At 47.0% G+C, this 17,452-nt stretch carries 14 protein-coding genes; 11 read left to right on the top strand and 3 right to left on the bottom strand.

The genetic code is table 11. From position 1 onward, the window contains the following. Window positions 1-68 precede the first annotated feature (68 nt). The 8 genes from GJU87_RS10495 (at window position 69) to GJU87_RS10460 (ending at window position 10,050) form a co-directional block, all read left to right on the top strand. Window positions 69-3,902, top strand: a complete 3,834-nt coding sequence (locus GJU87_RS10495; RefSeq protein ID WP_153639477.1) for an efflux RND transporter permease subunit — start codon at window positions 69-71, stop codon at window positions 3,900-3,902. Continuing rightward, a complete protein-coding gene (locus GJU87_RS10490; RefSeq protein WP_153639476.1) occupies window positions 3,899-5,143 on the top strand; it encodes a TolC family protein in 1,245 nt (414 codons plus the stop codon). The genes GJU87_RS10495 and GJU87_RS10490 overlap by 4 nt, the downstream gene beginning before the upstream one ends. Window positions 5,144-5,150: 7 nt before the next feature. Continuing rightward, window positions 5,151-6,989 (top strand): efflux RND transporter periplasmic adaptor subunit, encoded by a 1,839-nt coding sequence (locus GJU87_RS10485; protein ID WP_228491953.1) that lies wholly within the window; start codon window positions 5,151-5,153, stop codon window positions 6,987-6,989. A 38-nt stretch (window positions 6,990-7,027) separates the two neighbouring features. Continuing rightward, window positions 7,028-7,369 (top strand): P-II family nitrogen regulator, encoded by a 342-nt coding sequence (locus tag GJU87_RS10480; RefSeq protein ID WP_153639475.1) that lies wholly within the window; start codon window positions 7,028-7,030, stop codon window positions 7,367-7,369. A gap of 146 nt (window positions 7,370-7,515) precedes the next feature. Beyond that, window positions 7,516-7,902, top strand: coding sequence for a DUF302 domain-containing protein (locus GJU87_RS10475; protein ID WP_153639474.1), 387 nt, complete (start codon window positions 7,516-7,518; stop codon window positions 7,900-7,902). Between the two features lie 64 nt (window positions 7,903-7,966). After that, a complete protein-coding gene (locus GJU87_RS10470) occupies window positions 7,967-8,227 on the top strand; it encodes an SHOCT domain-containing protein (RefSeq protein WP_153639473.1) in 261 nt (86 codons plus the stop codon). A gap of 30 nt (window positions 8,228-8,257) precedes the next feature. Next, complete coding sequence (locus tag GJU87_RS10465) at window positions 8,258-8,620, top strand: heavy-metal-associated domain-containing protein (protein ID WP_153639472.1); 363 nt, start codon at window positions 8,258-8,260, stop codon at window positions 8,618-8,620. A gap of 1,190 nt (window positions 8,621-9,810) precedes the next feature. Continuing rightward, window positions 9,811-10,050 carry an SHOCT domain-containing protein gene (locus GJU87_RS10460; RefSeq protein ID WP_153639471.1) on the top strand — a complete coding sequence of 80 codons (240 nt, stop codon included), beginning with the start codon at window positions 9,811-9,813 and terminating at the stop codon, window positions 10,048-10,050. A 49-nt stretch (window positions 10,051-10,099) separates the two neighbouring features. Here the strand turns inward: GJU87_RS10460 and GJU87_RS10455 are convergent, their stop codons facing one another. Further along, on the bottom strand, window positions 10,100-11,971 hold the full coding sequence (locus tag GJU87_RS10455; protein ID WP_153639470.1) for an ABC-F family ATP-binding cassette domain-containing protein: 1,872 nt from the start codon (window positions 11,969-11,971) through the stop codon (window positions 10,100-10,102). 175 nt (window positions 11,972-12,146) lie between these two features. Between GJU87_RS10455 and nth the strand changes: the two genes are divergently transcribed. Next, window positions 12,147-12,800: an endonuclease III gene (gene nth, locus GJU87_RS10450; protein ID WP_153639469.1), complete on the top strand. Its 654-nt coding sequence runs from the start codon at window positions 12,147-12,149 to the stop codon at window positions 12,798-12,800. A 7-nt stretch (window positions 12,801-12,807) separates the two neighbouring features. Here the strand turns inward: nth and zupT are convergent, their stop codons facing one another. Then, window positions 12,808-13,635, bottom strand: coding sequence for a zinc transporter ZupT (gene zupT, locus GJU87_RS10445; RefSeq protein WP_228491952.1), 828 nt, complete (start codon window positions 13,633-13,635; stop codon window positions 12,808-12,810). 215 nt (window positions 13,636-13,850) lie between these two features. Between zupT and GJU87_RS10440 the strand changes: the two genes are divergently transcribed. Further along, entirely contained in the window at window positions 13,851-14,021 is a 171-nt protein-coding gene (locus GJU87_RS10440; RefSeq protein WP_153639468.1) for a DUF362 domain-containing protein, read from the top strand. A gap of 68 nt (window positions 14,022-14,089) precedes the next feature. On the opposite strand, the gene GJU87_RS10435 is transcribed toward GJU87_RS10440, so the two are convergent. Next, complete coding sequence (locus GJU87_RS10435) at window positions 14,090-15,685, bottom strand: YfcC family protein (RefSeq protein ID WP_153639467.1); 1,596 nt, start codon at window positions 15,683-15,685, stop codon at window positions 14,090-14,092. A gap of 498 nt (window positions 15,686-16,183) precedes the next feature. Here GJU87_RS10435 and hutI point away from each other — a divergent pair, with 498 nt between their 5' ends. Further along, on the top strand, window positions 16,184-17,434 hold the full coding sequence (gene hutI, locus GJU87_RS10430; protein ID WP_153639466.1) for an imidazolonepropionase: 1,251 nt from the start codon (window positions 16,184-16,186) through the stop codon (window positions 17,432-17,434). Window positions 17,435-17,452: the final 18 nt, after the last annotated feature.

Below are 17,452 nucleotides of genomic sequence, written 5' to 3'. Positions count from 1 at the left end.
TGACGAAACAGAACTAACGTACTTTTTCAATATTATAAATCGATTATTGACTGCTTAATCAAAAGAGCATGCTAAATAAGATCATTCGTTTTTTCTTAGAGAACAAACTGGTCACATTTCTGGCACTTCTGGTATTTGTTGCCTGGGGAATTGTTTCGGCACCTTTCCAGTGGGACACCGGCTTTCTGCCCCGCGATCCGGTGCCGGTCGATGCCATTCCCGATTTGGGCGAGAACCAGCAGATTGTTTACACGGAGTGGCCGGGGCGGTCGCCTCAGGATGTGGAGGACCAGATAACCTATCCGCTAACGACGTCATTGCTGGGAATTCCCGGCGTAAAAACGATCCGGAGTAACTCGATCTTCGGCCTTTCGAGCATCTATATCATTTTCGATGATGATGTCGATTTTTACTGGAGCCGTACCCGGATACTGGAAAAGTTGAACTCGCTTCCGGCGGGAACCCTGCCGGATAATGTGACACCCTCTTTAGGGCCTGACGCCACAGCGTTGGGACAGGTGTACTGGTACACACTGGAAGGCCGTGATAAACATGGTAACCCGGCCGGAGGCTGGGACCCGCAGGAGTTGAGGACCATCCAGGACTATTTCGTTCGGTATGGGTTAATGTCGGCGAAAGGAGTTTCAGAGGTGTCCTCCATCGGTGGCTTTGTGAAAGAGTATCAGGTGGACATCGATCCGGATGCGATGAAGGCGAACCATGTGAACGTAGCGCAGATTATGTCCGCCGTCAAAAAGAGCAATCTGGATATAGGCGCCCGAACCCTGGAGTACAACAAGGCAGAATATATGATTCGTGCGCTTGGGTACATCAAGAATATTCACGATTTGGAGCAGAGCGTTGTGGCTGTTCACAACAACGTTCCTATCCGGATAAAAGATGTGGCGCACGTTACTTTTGGACCAGCTACCCGTCGTGGTGGTTTGGACAAAGACGGCGCCGAAGCCGTTGGAGGTGTAGTGGTTGCCCGTTATGGCTCCAATCCGCTGCAAACCATCAATAATGTAAAGGAAAAGATAAAAGAAATATCCCCCGGACTTCCGTCGAAAACGCTGAAAGACGGAACGGTATCGAAAGTGACTATCGTGCCGTTTTACGACCGGACCGGACTGATCAAGGAGACGTTGGGAACGCTGGAGTCGGCATTGTCGCACGAGATTCTCATTAGTATTATCGTGGTGATTGTGCTGGTATTGAACCTCCGGGCCTCCTTCCTTATTTCAAGTTTGTTGCCGATTGGGGTACTCATTACCTTCATTGTGATGCGGCAGTTTGGTGTCGACGCCAATATTGTTGCCCTCTCAGGTATTGCCATTGCCATCGGTGTGATGGTTGATGTGGGGATTGTGTTCACGGAGAATATCGTCAGGCACCTCGAAATGCCCGAGAACCGTGGCGCCCGTGGACACGACCTCCTGAATGTCATCTACAATGCGACCATCGAAGTGGCTTCGGCAATTATTACCGCACTGGCAACCACTGTGGTGAGTTTCTTACCGGTCTTCGCTATGCAGGCTGCTGAAGGCAAACTCTTCAAACCGCTGGCATTTACCAAAACATTTGCCTTGCTGGCTTCATTGGGAATTGGAATTATTCTCATTCCGGCGATGGCGCATATCTTGTTCGGTCTTCGCTTTGATAAAAAGCGGACCAGCCGGGTATGGTATTCAGCGTTGATAGCTGCTGGTATTTTATTCCCGATTATCTATCATTCGTGGGTAGCATTGGCATTGCTGGCTTTCGGAGTAAATGGTTTGCTGGAATACCGTTGGCCGGAAAACAAGCGCAAGTACGTTACGTGGATTAATATTGCGATAGCGGTCGTGATTGTGGTTTACTACCTGTCGACTGAATGGATGCCGCTGGGAGCACAGAACAGCTTGCTGGTGAACTTCCTTTTCGTGTCCTTCATCGTTGGTGCTGTGTTGGGAACGCTAATGACCATTGTTCACTATTATTCCTACATCCTGAAATGGTGCCTGGCGAATAAGTGGAAATTCCTGAGCATACCGATTGCCCTGGTGCTGTTGGGAATTGTTATCTGGCAGGGATTCGATAAAACGTTCTCATTTATTCCGGCTACGATGAATAAAGTCGGATGGAATATCCGAACTACGAGTCTCTGGACTTCGCTGGATAAGTCATTCCCCGGAATCGGGAAAGAGTTCATGCCGTCACTGGACGAAGGTTCCTTCCTGCTGATGCCGACCACGATGCCGCACTCCGGTGTTCAGGAGAACATCGATGTGATTCGGCAGGTGGATAAAAGTGTGAATGCTATTCCGGAAGTGGAAAATGTGGTAGGCAAATGGGGACGTGTGAATTCAGCGCTTGATCCAGCCCCGATTTCCATGTTTGAGAATGTGATCAATTACCGTCCGGAGTATATCCTTGATGAAAATGGTCACCGCATGCGCTTCAAAGTGAATGATGATGACGCGTTTGTGCTCAAAGACGGTTCGACATACAATCCGAAGAAAGACGGCTATCGTCAGATTGATAAGAGTCAGCTGATAGAAGACGACAACGGCGAATATTTCCGTCAGTGGCGCAACAGCATCAAGTCGCCCGACGACATCTGGAAAGCCATTGTAAAAGCTTCTTCCGTACCCGGACTGACTTCAGCTCCGAAGCTGCAGCCCATTCAGACACGACTGGTGATGTTGCAGACCGGTATGCGGGCACCGATGGGAATCAAGGTATTTGGCCCCGATTTGAAGACCATCGAAAAGGTTGGTTTCGAGCTCGAGAAATTCCTGAAAGAGGTTCCCGGTATTAAACCGCAGTCCGTTTTTGCTGACCGGGTGGTAGGTAAACCGTATCTGGAAATCAAGATTGACCGCGATGCCATCGCCCGTTACGGGTTGACCATCCAGGATATGCAAACCTATATTTCCGGTGCGATTGGCGGAATGAAGCTGACAACAACGGTCGAAGGCCGCGAGCGTTTTCCTGTTCGGGTACGCTATGCCCGTGAGTACCGCGACAACCCGAATGATTTGAAAAATGTACTCATCCCGACACCGACCGGTGTTCAGGTTCCGCTGAGCGAACTGGCGAAAATTGAATATACGCGCGGTCCGCAGATGATTAAGAGCGAAAACACCTTCCTGGTCGGTTACGTGATTTTCGATAAAAAGCCGGGACATGCCGAAGTGGATGTAGTAGAGAATGCGCAGAAGTTCCTGCAAAAGAAAATTGCCGATGGCGAATTCAAAGTACCGGCGGGTGTGAGTTACAAGTTCACCGGTAATTACGAAAACCAGGTGAGGGCAACCAAGCGCCTGATGCTGGTGGTACCCATTTCGCTGTTGCTGATTTTCCTGATTCTCTTTTTCCAGTTCCGTTCGGTGACGACCTCGTCGATGGTCTTCAGTGGTATTTTCGTTGCCTTTGCCGGAGGTTTCCTGATGTTATGGCTCTATGGCCAGCCGTGGTTCATGAACTTCAGCGTGGCGGGAATCAACATGCGCGGCCTCTTTCAGATGCACACCATCAATCTGAGTGTGGCGGTCTGGGTCGGATTTATTGCCCTGTTCGGTATTGCCACCGACGACGGGGTGATTATGGGAACATATCTGACGCAGGTTTTTGCCAAAGAGAAACCGGAAACCATTGCACAGGTGCGTGAGTCAGTTCTTCACGCCGGGCGGAAAAGGGTTCGTCCCGCAATGATGACCGCAGCTACCGCGATTATCGCCCTGATTCCTGTTCTTACCTCTACCGGAAAAGGTTCCGATATCATGGTTCCGATGGCCATTCCCACATTTGGTGGAATGCTCATCCAGCTGATGACCATGTTCGTGGTTCCGGTTCTGTACAGCATGTGGCAGGAGAAAAAGGTGAAGAAAGCCCTCAAACAAAAATCGATTGAATCATGAAGCGATTAATATATATCATCCCGCTGTTGTTCGTTGTGGTTCTGCTTTCGCAGGAAAAAGCTTCGGCGCAGGACGCGCTGAACGGTTACCTGGTGCAGGCAGCGGAAAATAACCCGGGATTGAAAGCCAAATTCAATGACTACCGCGCATCACTGCAGAAAGTGCCGCAGGTAGGAACATTGCCCGATCCACAGGTCATGTTCGGTTACTTTATTCAACCGGTCGAAACCCGGCTGGGACCGCAAAAAGCGAAGATTTCAGCCACGCAGATGTTTCCCTGGTTTGGAACACTGAAGGCCCGCGAGAATGTGGCCACCAACATGGCGCAAACCAAATACGAAGCTTTTGAAGATGCCAAGTCGAAGTTGTTCTACGACTTGCGCTCCAACTACTTCAATCTCTATTTCACCGGAAGGTCGATTGCGATTACAAAGGAGAATTTGAAGTTGTTGCAATCCTTCCGGAAACTGGCGCTGGTGAAAATTGAGGCCGGCATGGCTTCCACGGTAGATGAATATCGTCTGCAAATGGAAATTGGTGAGCTGGAAAATCAGCTGGCTTATTTACAGGACAATTACCAGACGCAGCAGGTGGCGTTTAATAACCGGTTGAATCGTGACCGTCACGCAACGGTGGAGATTCCGGATACCCTATGGGTGAAAGATTTGCCGCTGAATATGCAGCAAATTGCCGATAGTGTGAGCCTGCAAAACCATCAGGTTAAACGACTGGACAACCTGATGGCGGCTTACCAGGCCGAACAGGAGGCAGTCCGCAAAGCCGGCAGCCCCAAATTTTCCATCGGGTTCAACTACATTTTCGTAGGAAAAGGCTCGATGAGCAGTGCTGATGCCGGGAAAGACGCTTTCTTCCCTTCGGTGGGAATTACCATTCCGCTGTACCGGAGAAAGTATCAGGCAATGATTCAGGAAGCGCAGTTCAAGGAAGAAGCCGCGACCAACCAGAAACTGGACAAGGTGAATACCTTGAACAGTGTTTTGGAACGGGCCAACCGCGATTACCAGGATGCTGTTCGCCGGGTGGCACTTTTCCGTAGCCAGCTGAGCCTGGCGCATCGCTCGCTGAACATTCTCGAATCGTCGTATTCAACCGACGGCAAAAACTTCGAGGAGGTGTTGCGGATGGAACGCAAGGTGTTGAAATATGCGCTGGAACTGGACAAGGCGCGGGCCGACCGGAATGCTTCAGTCGCTTTTATCGATTACTTAATGGGTAAATAATCAGACAATGAAATTCGAAATGAAAAAATATATCAACCTGTCGAAAAAAGAGTGGTACCGCATCGGCATTGCGGTAGTAGCCGGATTGCTGGTGGGGTGGTTGTTCTTCCACGGAGGTGGAAACAACGCGACCGAACAGGCTAACCATCATCATGAGCAGGCAGAGGCCGGAGCAAAAAAAGCCACCATCTGGACCTGCTCCATGCACCCACAGATCCGTCAGGATCATCCCGGAAAATGTCCCATTTGCGGCATGGATTTGATTCCGCTAACCGATCTGAAAACAACAGAATCGACTTCAGCGGACGAAATTCCGATGACGGAAGCTGCTATGAAACTGGCCGAAGTTCAGACTATGACGGTACAGGAAGGTTATCCGGCCAAAGAAGTTCGCTTGCTGGGACGTGTAAAACCCGACGAAAGAAACATTGCCGAGTTGACAGCCCGTTATGGTGGCCGAATCGATAAGCTGTTTGTGAACTTCACCGGGCAGCATGTGCGAAAAGGAGAGAAGCTGGCGCTGATCTATTCGCCCGAGTTGATAACGGCCCAGAAAGAGTTGCTGGAAGCGATTCAGTACAAGAACACCAATCCGGATTTGTACCGGGCGGCCCGAAATAAACTGAAATTGTGGAATCTGACCGATGCACAAATTAATGGCATTGAACAGAAAGGGACCATTCAGGAAGATTTTGAGGTGATGTCACCTATTTCGGGTACGGTGACCAAACGGCAGGTGTCGCTTGGCGATTATGTGAAAACCGGAGCGAGCCTGTTCGAAGTCATTAATCTCACCGATGTATGGGTGATGTTCGATGCATATGAAACCGATTTGCCGTGGTTGCGCAACAACGACAAAGTGCAGTTTACGGTGTCTTCCCTTCCGGGAGAAACCTTCCGTGGAAAGGTGACTTACATCGATCCGTTTATCGATGCCAAAACACGCGTGGCACACGTTCGGGTGGAGGTGCACAATCCTCACCTGGAACTGAAGCCTGAAATGTTTGCCAACGGCATTATCACGTCACAGCGGGCTGAAGACGGAAAAGTGTTGCTGATTCCGCAAACAGCAGTATTATGGACAGGCAAACGCTCCATTGTGTATGTGAAAGTGCCCAACCGCGAAGAGCCGACTTTCAAAATGCGTGAAATCACGTTAGGTCCCGAAACGGGTGACAATTATGTGGTGGCTGACGGCTTGAAAGAAGGCGAAGAGATTGCCGTGAACGGCGTCTTTAAAATCGATGCATCGGCGCAGTTGGCCGGTAAACCCAGCATGATGAATCCCAAAGGCGGCGATTCCGGTGCGGAAAGTATGCCCGGAATGGATATGGGCGGAAGTAAGTCATCTTCTTCCGCGAAAGCGAAAACGGCTGAAAAAACATCCGACGCGAAGGTTTCCGAAGCATTTCAGCAACAGCTTACCATTGTGTACAAGGCTTATTTGAAGATGAAAAATGCTTTCGTCGCCAAGCAGTTCGACAAAGTACAGACCGATGCCAAAGCTGTTCAGGCAGCATTGGGAAAAGTCGATATGGAAGAGCTGAAGGGAGACAATCACCTGGCATGGATGAAGCAGCTGAATGTGATGAAGCCCAACATTGCCACGATTACGTCTACGGCAAAACCGGATGAGCAGAAAGCGGCTTTTGCAAACTTTAACAAAGCTTTCTACGAAAGTGTGAAACGCTTCGGCCTGACAGGCGTAACTACTTATTACCAGTTCTGCCCAATGGCACTCAATAACAAGGGAGCTTTTTGGTTGAGCGAGTCGTCAGATATCCGCAACCCGTATTTTGGTTCGGACATGTTGACCTGCGGCGAAACCCGCGACACTATTAAATAATGTTTTGGTATTCATTGTCAAAGTAAAAGCATGAAATTATGAGACTTATCAAAGCATATATTCGTTACCGGAAAATGGAAGAAGTGTATGATGCCCTGGAGAGGAACGGTTTCCACAGCATGACGATGATGGAGTGCGAAGGGACTGGGCAATACGCCGACCAGGAGCATGAACATATCAGTACGAAGTATCCTTTTGCCGAAGCTTATCGCGTGGTAAAACTCGAAATTCTGGTCGAAAAAGAACGGGTACCGGAACTGGTGGAGTTGATTCGCAAGAATGCCCGGACCGGCTACCGGGGAGACGGAATGGTGATTGTTTCGCCGGTGGAAGAGGTGTACAAGGTAAGAACCGATGAGAATGGAATCTCTGCGATATAGATAACCAGGTCGCAAGGCCTGAAATCCAAATACTAAAGTGTGTTAATTCCTAAAATGATATAAAACATTCGATGAATTATGTAACACACTAACAACAAGAGGTTAATATCTTTATGATGTAAAGTTGAAATAGAAACAGGCACCCAATGAAGTACTACATCGACAAAAAACTAAACGGCAGCTTCGACGAGGTAATCGGTCAGGTTACCGAAGCTTTGCAAAAAGAAGGTTTTGGTGTGTTGACAGAGATTGATATTCAGCAAAAGCTGAAAGAAAAAGTGGATATCGATTTCAGGAAGTACAAAATTCTGGGCGCCTGTAATCCGCCCTATGCGTACCAGGCATTGGAATCCGAAGACAAAATCGGGACGATGCTTCCCTGCAACGTGGTTGTTCAGGAACTGGAAAGCGGCGAAATTGAAGTGGCAGCCGTTAATCCGGTGGCTTCGATGCAGGCGGTTGAGAACGACGATTTGTTCTGTATTTCAACGGAGATTTTAAGAAAACTGGAACGGGTGATCGCTTCGCTTTAGGAAAGTTTTCTTCAAGATAATGACATCATAGAAGTTATTAACGAATAAGAAATGGAGGTTTATCATGATGCACGGATTTGGAAATATGTACGGAATGGGCTTTGGAATGGGCTGGGGCTGGATCATCGGCCTGTTGTTCATCATTGGCCTTGTTTGGCTGTTCATCCGGGCAACCGGGACACATCAGCCTTATCATTATCCTCATCATCATTCTCCCGCTGCTTCTCAGGATGTAAAATCACCGGTTGATATTCTGAAGGAGCGTTATGCACGCGGCGAGATTGACAAAGAAGAGTTTGAACAAAAGAAGAAAGACTTACAATAATTAACTGGTTATTTATTTAAAAGCAGACACATGAAAAAAGCAGTAGTAACGTTGATTTTTGGAATTTTAATGATGGGTGCGCAGTCGTTATTGGCTGACAACGCACAGAAAACTGAAACATTTAAGGTATACGGGAAATGTGGTTCCTGTAAAGCCCGCATCGAAGGCGCTGCAAAGAGCGTCGACGGGGTAGCGAAAGCCGACTGGAACATGAAAACGGAGATGCTGGCAGTGACGTACAATCCTTCGAAAACCAATGAGAAGAGCATCAGTAAAGCCATTGCCAAAGTGGGACACGATACCCAGTTCGACAAAGCGTCCGATTCGGCTTACGCCGGACTTCCTGGTTGCTGCAAGTACGACAGGGCCACGTATTCTGATAAGAAAAATTAACTTTTTTCATTTTTAATATTGGTCATACCCGGGGTTGCTCCCGGGTATTTTTTTGTCCGAATATTCCCGCCAGTATTTAATGCTGTGAAATGAAACGCGCTTACCTCGTAATTAGCCAGCCATATGACGCCATATATTTCAAATGATTGGGTTTGCTCGTTTCTTAATTATATGATGATTGAGGTAGACTATCATTTTGGTTCAACCGGGCGACCGTCCGTTTAGTAAAAGACAGAAAACAAGAGCAACAGCTTTGAGGGGAAAAAGAAAACAACCGGAATTTTTAAATGATTCCCGATTGAAATGAATAATGATAATCTCAAGCCGAGACTGATGAAACGACCGACGAACAACCTTTTGACCAGACAGGGAAACCTCACTCCCGAGGTAACCTTTTTCCGTATGTATCTTATCAAAGAGAAAAATCTCCTGCTCGCTCCGGGCAGGTGAGACTAAACCCACGAACAGTCCTCCCTTACCCCGTCAGTGGTCGTAGACCCTGACGGTGGTTAAAGAATAGAACACAGACCAGTCAGCGTGCGAAGCTCCTGACAGCGTCGGAAAAGAAGATGTTTGACGCTGACAGGTCTGACGACGCTGTCAGGTCGAAGAGAATAAACAAACCAATTCAACCAACAACAACGAACCACACCACTTCCATAACGCCAACCGGTACCATGGCGTTGGTGGCCGGCCCACACCCGGGTGTAACCACTGGTGCTGATTGTCCGCTAAGAGGTGCTGAGACTCCGCTATGTGGTGCTGACTGTCCGCCGAGTGGTGGTCGGTGACCGCCATGATGCGGGCGAAATTAACCAATAAAACGGGGGAAGTGGATGAAATGGTGCTACTCTGACAGGTCAAATGACGTTGTCAGGTTTTTTGTTGCAGCATCGAAGACCACCAACAGGGTGACGGCCCATTCCCCGTCAGTGTTTGTAAACCCTGACGGTGGTATAAGAACAGCGTCGAAAAAATACGTTGTTTAACGCTGACAGGTCTCAGACGCTGTCAGGGTTTTGGGGCAGCACTACCACCTCCGGGGTGGTTGTTAGGGACTACAGAAAGGCTTTCTACCCTGACAGGGTGGGAGTTCCTGATAAGAAAAATTAACGATTTTAAGTGCTGATACCCGGGGTTGCTCCCGGGTATTTTTGTAAGTTTACTAGAGAAACTTAAACGATATGGTTATGAACGATTGTTTTCAGTTTGGATGGGGCTGGGGTTGGCCCTTTGGATGGCTCATTTGGTTTGCCTTTATTATTCTGGTCGTTTTGTTTATCGTGCGTTTAACACGCGGTCCGGTTTCGCAACCGCCAAGAGATGTTGGTCATGACGCTGCTATGACGATCCTGAAAGAGCGCTATGCCCGTGGCGAGATTTCGCGCGAAGAATACCTGGAGCGCAAGAAAACGCTGGAAGGAAACTAACCGGTGAATTTCTTTCCCGCTAAGCGGAAGAACAGATGAAGATAAACGTTTAAGCCAGCTCGCTGAGTTCGAGCCAGCGCATCTCTTTTTCGTCCAGCAAGTTTTGCAGTTCACCGTGCCGGTTGGATTGTTCGACCAGTTCTTCCGGCGATAAGTTACCTGCATTCATCGCCTCTTCGATGGATGCTTTTTCTTTTTCCAGCTCAGCAATCTCCGTTTCCAGCTGTTCGAATTCTATCTTTTCCTTGTAGGTGAGTTTGCGTGGTTTCGGCTTGTCGGGCTTTGCCGGCTCCGCTTTTTCAGCTTTCTCCTGTTTTTCCTGTTTGCGTTCCAGCTTATCCTGTTCTTCCTTCCAGTCGCGGTAGTCGCTGTAATTCCCCGGAAAATCTTTGATTTGGCCTTCGCCCCGGAACACGAACAGGTGGTCGACAATCTTATCCATAAAGAAACGGTCGTGCGAAACGATAATCACGCATCCGCTGAAGCTTTTCAGGTAATCCTCCAATACGTTCAGCGTCATGATGTCGAGGTCGTTGGTCGGCTCATCGAGAATCAGGAAATTCGGATTTTGAATCAGGACCGTGCAGAGATACAGTCGCCGCTTTTCACCTCCCGACAGTTTTTCCACATACGAGTATTGCACTTCCGGCGGAAAGAGGAACATGTTCAGAAACTGTGCGGCCGTCATCACCTGGTCATTGCCCAGGTCAATCACTTCTGCAATGTCTTTCACAATATCCAGCACCCGGTCTTCCGGTTTAAAGTTGATGCCATCCTGCCGGTAGTATCCGAATTTGATGGTTTCGCCTACGTCAATGGTTCCGCTGTCGGCGGGAATCGCACCTGTCATCAGGTTCAGGAATGTACTTTTGCCGGTTCCGTTTTCCCCGACAATGCCGACTTTTTCAAAACGACTGAATTTGTACGAGAAATCTTCCAGAATGCGTATGTCACCAAAGCTTTTGGAAAGATGTTCCACCTCCAGTATTTTCTTTCCCAGCCGGGCGCCTTGCACATTCAGTTCCACAGTTTCGTCCGAACGTCCCTGCGAGGCTTTTTCCTGCAGCTTGTATGCGTTTTCTATCCGGTATTTGGCTTTATGCCCCCGTGCCTGTGGCATTCGCCGAAGCCATTCGAGTTCGGTGCGATACAGGTTTTTGGCTTTCTCAACTTCAGCTGTTTGTTGCTGAATTCGTTCTTCGCGTTTGGTGAGGTAGTAGGAGTAATTCCCCTTGTAACGGTAAATAGTTTGGTCGTCCAGTTCCAGAATTTCATCGCAAACGCGGTCGAGGAAATAACGGTCGTGCGTTACCATGAAAAGCGTTGATTTAGCTTTTCCAAGATATTTCTCCAACCATTCAATCATATCCAGATCGAGGTGGTTGGTAGGCTCGTCGAGAATGAGAAAGTCGGGTTCGGTAATCAAAACGTTTGCCAGTGCCACCCGTTTCTGCTGTCCACCGGAAAGCTGACTGATGCGCTGATTGAAATTGGTAATTTTCAGACGCGTCAGGATTTGCTTGATACGCACTTCAAAATCCCAGGCGTTCAGCCGGTTCATTTTCTCCATCGCTTCGGCCAGTAAATCATGGTTCTGACTTTCTACTGCGATTTCATACTGACGGATGGTTTCCACCAGTTCGTCCGACGACTTAAATGCGGCCTGCATCACGGTATCGTTCGGGTCCAAATCGGGCGTTTGCCGGAGGTAACCTACGCGAATGTCGTTGGCAATGCTAATGCTGCCTTCGCTGGGGGAATTGATGTTGTATATCAAATCCATCAACGTCGATTTACCCGTACCGTTTTTGGCGATCAGGGCCACTTTTTGTCCTTCAGAAATGGTGAAGTTGATATGTTCGAAGAGGGCGAGTTCGCCCCAGTATTTTGTCAGATTTTCAACCTGAAGATATGGCTTCATGCAATCCCTGTTTTAGCCCTCAAAAATAGCAGGAATTACCTGAAAAACCACAAATGTTTGGTGTTATCACCTTGGCGTGAAAATCAAGTGCCGCTGAACAAAATCCGGTTGTTTTCAGTTGGAATGATGATTTACATAAGCGAAACCATTAATTTTACCGCAAACGAATTAACTCATGCAGAAAAAAGAACGCTTTGCCCACGTTATCGAGTGGTTCCAAAAAGAGATGCCCATTGCTGAAACAGAGCTGGAATACACCAACCCGTATGAATTGCTGGTAGCCGTTATTCTTTCGGCTCAATGCACTGACAAACGGGTCAACCAACTCACACCGGAACTGCTTCGGCGATTTCCTACGCCGGAAAAACTGGCCGAAGTAGAGCCGGGTGAAGTGTTCGAATACATCCGTTCGTGTTCTTACCCGAATAACAAAGCCAAGCATTTGGTGGGCATGGCGAAAATGCTGGTGGAGAAGTTCAACAGCGAAATTCCGGATACGGTGGAAGAGTTGGTTAAACTGCCGGGCGTAGGGAGGAAGACGGCTAATGTGATTGCTTCAGTGGTGTACAATAAACCAGCGATGGCCGTTGACACCCACGTTTTTCGTGTAGCCGCCCGTTTGGGATTAAGTACAAACGCTAAAACGCCGCTGGAAACGGAAAAGCAGCTGATAAAATATATTCCCGAAGATTTGATCGCCACCGCACATCACTGGCTGATTTTGCATGGACGGTACATTTGTCTGGCGCGCAAACCCAAGTGCGAGAAGTGCGGATTGACGCCTTACTGCAAATATTACCAGCAACAGATGAAAAAGAAAGAGGCATAGTTTCTTTTCACGAAAGTATCATCAGGCTGAGTGCCATTACCGCCATCCCGCCAATGAGGCCGTAAACCGAAAGATGATGTTCGCCGTATTCTTCGGCTGAGGGAAGCAATTCGTCGAAAGAGATGAAAATCATAATCCCGGCGACACCAGCCAGAATATAGGCGAAAATCAGATCCATATTTACCGGTGTAACGAACGGCATAATCAAGAGATATCCCAACAACGCACCTACCGGTTCCGATATTCCCGACAGGAAAGAGAGCCAGAACGCTTTTCTCCGGTTCCCGGTAGCGTAGTAAATAGGAACAGAAACGGCAATTCCTTCCGGGATGTTATGAATGGCAATAGCAATGGCAATCGCGATTCCGATGGATGGATCTTGCAGTGCCGAGGCAAATGTGGCCAGGCCTTCCGGGAAATTGTGGATACCAACGGCGAGCGCGGTCATAATACCCATCCGGTAAAGTTTCCGGAAAGCAATGGCCTTACTCTTATCGTCCATATCCTCCACGGCTTTCAATTCGTGAGGGTTTTCGAAGCTGGGAATAAATTTATCGATGAGGGTAATCAGCAGCATGCCGCCAAAGAAGGCGAGTAGTGAGTACCAGTGGCCCCGCCACTTACCGAGCTTACCAATCAGGATTTCCTGGGCGTGTGGAAAAATCTCCATGAATGAGATGTAAATCATCACACCTGCCGAGAAACCGAGAGCCACGCTTAATAGTTTGGTGTTGGTTCGCTTGGTAAAAAAGGCGATTGCACTACCAATTCCGGTTGACAAACCGGCAAAAAGCGTAAGCAGAAAGGCGGTTAGAATATTCCCGGATATTTCCATTTGTTGGGTTTCGCTTAAGTTGGCTACAGGTTGTTTTTTCGTAATCTAAAACGAAAATAGTAAAACCAGCTGAAAGTAATGGTTTTCTGCCGTTTTTGGAATGATTATAAAATTCCCCAAAAAATGTTATTAACACATGTAGAGAATTTGTTTTTTAGTCAAACTTTGTACATTTGCTCTTATTAAAATGTTATCAATAAAAATCCATTTAAGTTATGGCTTACGTTATTTCTGACGAATGTATTGCTTGCGGAACTTGTGTTGACGAATGTCCGGTAGAAGCGATTAGTGAAGGTGAAATCTATAATATTGATCCGGAACTTTGCACAGATTGTGGTTCTTGCGCAGAGGTTTGTCCTGTTGAAGCTATTTCTCCGGCAGAGTAATCTCAAAAAAGCATAAAAAAAGCCTGTTCTCATTTAGGACAGGCTTTTTCTTTTGGTAAATATTTCTATCAGAATCCGTTTAGTTTCATGGTTACTGTAGGAATGAGTAACAGAAATCCGATTAGGACCAGGATGGCCATCAAAGGCGCAATCCATCTCACCCATTTCTCGTAAGGGATTTTCGCCACTCCCAACACGGCAATCAGAATACCGGAAGTAGGAGTAATCATGTTGGTAAATCCGTCCCCAAACTGAAAAGCCATAACCGTTGCTTGCCGGGAAACACCAATCAAATCGGAAAACTGCGACATCATCGGCATGGTTAAAGCTGCTTTGCCTGATCCCGATGGAATGATGATATTCAGCATGGTTTGAAAGATGTACATCATGCCAACCGAAGCAACCTTGCCCAGATTGCTCATTGATTCGGCAATGTAATGGAGCAACGTATCGATGATATGGCCGTCGTTCAAAATAACGATAATACCTCCGGCAAGTCCAACAACCATGGCTGCCGATAAAATATCTTTCGCACCTTCGATGAAGAGTTTGGTAATTTCGTTGCCGTTTTTCCCGGTTGCTAATCCCGACGCAACTCCCAATCCCATGAAAATGGTCGCAATTTCCATCACATACCAGTTGTAGCCCATGACACCAATGATCAGGAATACAATGGTGAACAGCAAGAGTGTGAGAATGAAATAATGCACTGTCTTCCTCAGGCTAAGAATGCCTGTTACCAGGAAGGCAAAAGTCGCAATTGGAATGGCGGGCATGGGATATTTGCTGTTTCCGATATTCAGGTCGGTCATGGGATAACGGAAAGCGGTGTATATCATGATGACAGAAAGCAAGCCAAAAACCCACCAGGCAATTTTGGGTGTGTGAAATTTCAGGTTTTCAATGTGCGCGTTTCCTCTTTCCCGCCAGTAAGCATCATCCTCGTATACGGGTGATTTCGTCGGATTTTTTTTAATTTTTCTGGCGTACCGGATGATGAAAATGAAGCCGACCAGGTTAATTACGACCCAGCTGAATAACCGAAATTCGATACCGGAAAACAGCGGAAGATTAGACAGTCCCTGTGCAATTCCAATGGTAAACGGGTTGAGAATGGCACCGGCAAATCCAAGCCCTGCAGCCACGAAGCAAAGCGATACCCCGACAATGGAATCATATCCCATAGAAATGGAAAGGGGCACGAAAATGATGATAAATGCAATGGTTTCTTCGCTCATGCCGAAAACAGCACCAAATACCGAAAACATCAGCATGATTAAAACGAAGATGAGATTATCAATACCGATTTTTCGCAACCAACGATGGTGTTCCAGGTTGCGGGCAAAAAGGAGAAAGGAGTAGATCCCCATGTCAATCGCTTTACTTTCGTTGACAATCCAGAATGCACCGCCAATAATTAATATGAAGACGATGATGTTGGAGGTATTCTCAAATCCTTTGAAAAAAGCGGAAAACACTTGCCAGGTTTGCGGCGTTTTATCGACATAGTGGAAGGAACTACTATCGATAACTTCCCTTTCTACGTGGTTAACCGTAACGGTTTCTCTGGCAAATTCACCTCCGGGAAGAATCCACGTAAGTGCGGCCGAAAAGAGAATGATGAGGAAAATAATGACATAGGTATGCGGTACTTTTCTTATCATAAGCAATTGGTTTAGCGGTTGTCAAAAATAAGCAATTGAGTGCTAATTCAGTATCATATATTTTATCTGAGCTGTAACTGTGTTGATAATTAGTGTTTTTGTTGTAATTAGTTTCACGTTAGGTTGAATTTTTAAAGGGATAAAAAAATTAAAGTTTTATGCCTGATAAGTCTCATTTTTTATACGCATTTCCTTAAATTTATTTATTACTATTAAACTTTCGTACTGACGAAACAGTACGGAGTTTATGAAATTGGCTGGCCTGAATAAACTTATTCTGTTACTACCTGGGATGGTATTCCCGTTTGTTTCAGAAATTAAGTCATGGAGTCGGTACTGAAAAAAGTATAGATGCAATGCACGGATTGAGTCTGGATTCTGTTGGAAGAGTATCATGATCCATTGATTTTCCGGGTACGAAAAGTTGGTAAAAAGGAAAACTCCCAATTAGATATCGATTTTGTTGATGGATCTTCAGGGAGCTAAAAAAATTAGCAGATGAAAATATTGTTGGTAAATATCAAAGAGCTGGTGCAGGTAGAAGAAGAACCCAAACTCTGGGTTGCCGGAAAAGATATGGCAAAGATCCATACCATTAAGGATGCTTTTCTTTTGATGCGAGATGAGATGATTGTTGATTTTGGTCCGATGGATGAGTTGAGCACTCACGATCTGGATAATTATGATGTGTTGATGGAGATTGATTGTACCGGGAGGACGGTCTTTCCGTCTTTCTGTGATTCGCACACGCATTTGGTTTATCCGGCCAGCCGTGAGCAGGAATTTGTCGATAAGATAAAAGGTCTTTCATATGAAGAGATCGCGCGGAGAGGCGGTGGCATTCTGAACTCAGCCCGCCGTTTGCACGAAATGAGTGAAGAAGAACTTTGCGCTTCAGCTCTTGGGAGAATATCAGAGATTATATATAAAGGTACCGGAGCCGTTGAAATTAAGAGTGGGTACGGTTTGAACCCGGAGGACGAAATCAAAATGCTGCGTGTTATCAGGCGTCTAAAAGAATCTACACCCTTGGCCATCAAATCAACCTTTCTGGGGGCACATTCCATTCCAATGGAATACCGGGATAATGCATCCGTTTATGTCGACCAGATCATCAATGAAATGTTGCCACGCATAGCGGAAGAAGAGCTGGCTGACTACATCGACGTATTCTGCGACACCGGTTTTTTCTCGGTAGCCGATACTGAAAGAATACTGGAAGCCGGAGCGGAATATGGTCTTTTACCCAAAATACATGCTAACGAATTAGGCCTTACCGGTGGGGTACAGGTTGGAGTGAAAAACAAGGCACTTTCGGTCGATCACCTCGAATATTTGGGGGACGATGAAATAAATGTTCTTAAACATTCGCATACCATGCCTACCATTTTGCCCGGGGCTGCCTTTTTCCTCGACTTGCCGCTTTCGCCGGCCCGAAAGCTCATAGACTCAGGACTTCCGGTAGCATTGGCTACCGATTTTAATCCAGGTTCTTCCCCTTCCGGCGACATGAAATTCATGCAGTCACTGGGATGCATCCGTTACAAGATGCTTCCGGAAGAGGTAATTAACGCTACCACAATCAATTCCGCCTATGCTATGGGCATTAGCGACGGCTATGGAAGTATCGCCCGTGGTAAAGCGGCCAATGTTTTCATTACAAGGGAAATTCCTTCATATCAATACTTTCCGTACGCTTATAATTCCGAACTCATCGAGACGGTAATCCTAAGAGGAGAGATACAATGATGCACGAGAAAGATGTGA

It is taken from the genome of Prolixibacter sp. NT017 (genome assembly GCF_009617875.1).
Classification (GTDB): domain Bacteria; phylum Bacteroidota; class Bacteroidia; order Bacteroidales; family Prolixibacteraceae; genus Prolixibacter.
This window is presented reverse-complemented; position numbering and strand designations above follow the sequence as displayed.

Excerpts from the sequence above, each read along its gene's own strand:
- GJU87_RS10495 (WP_153639477.1), top strand. The coding sequence starts at position 69 with ATGCTAAATAAGATCATTCGTTTTTTCTTAGAGAACAAACTGGTCACA.
- GJU87_RS10490 (WP_153639476.1), top strand. The coding sequence starts at position 3,899 with ATGAAGCGATTAATATATATCATCCCGCTGTTGTTCGTTGTGGTTCTG.
- GJU87_RS10485 (WP_228491953.1), top strand. The coding sequence starts at position 5,151 with ATGAAATTCGAAATGAAAAAATATATCAACCTGTCGAAAAAAGAGTGG.
- GJU87_RS10480 (WP_153639475.1), top strand. The coding sequence starts at position 7,028 with ATGAGACTTATCAAAGCATATATTCGTTACCGGAAAATGGAAGAAGTG.
- GJU87_RS10475 (WP_153639474.1), top strand. The coding sequence starts at position 7,516 with ATGAAGTACTACATCGACAAAAAACTAAACGGCAGCTTCGACGAGGTA.
- GJU87_RS10470 (WP_153639473.1), top strand. The coding sequence starts at position 7,967 with ATGATGCACGGATTTGGAAATATGTACGGAATGGGCTTTGGAATGGGC.
- GJU87_RS10465 (WP_153639472.1), top strand. The coding sequence starts at position 8,258 with ATGAAAAAAGCAGTAGTAACGTTGATTTTTGGAATTTTAATGATGGGT.
- GJU87_RS10460 (WP_153639471.1), top strand. The coding sequence starts at position 9,811 with ATGAACGATTGTTTTCAGTTTGGATGGGGCTGGGGTTGGCCCTTTGGA.
- GJU87_RS10455 (WP_153639470.1), bottom strand. The coding sequence starts at position 11,971 with ATGAAGCCATATCTTCAGGTTGAAAATCTGACAAAATACTGGGGCGAA.
- nth (WP_153639469.1), top strand. The coding sequence starts at position 12,147 with ATGCAGAAAAAAGAACGCTTTGCCCACGTTATCGAGTGGTTCCAAAAA.
- zupT (WP_228491952.1), bottom strand. The coding sequence starts at position 13,635 with ATGGAAATATCCGGGAATATTCTAACCGCCTTTCTGCTTACGCTTTTT.
- GJU87_RS10440 (WP_153639468.1), top strand. The coding sequence starts at position 13,851 with ATGGCTTACGTTATTTCTGACGAATGTATTGCTTGCGGAACTTGTGTT.
- GJU87_RS10435 (WP_153639467.1), bottom strand. The coding sequence starts at position 15,685 with ATGATAAGAAAAGTACCGCATACCTATGTCATTATTTTCCTCATCATT.
- hutI (WP_153639466.1), top strand. The coding sequence starts at position 16,184 with ATGAAAATATTGTTGGTAAATATCAAAGAGCTGGTGCAGGTAGAAGAA.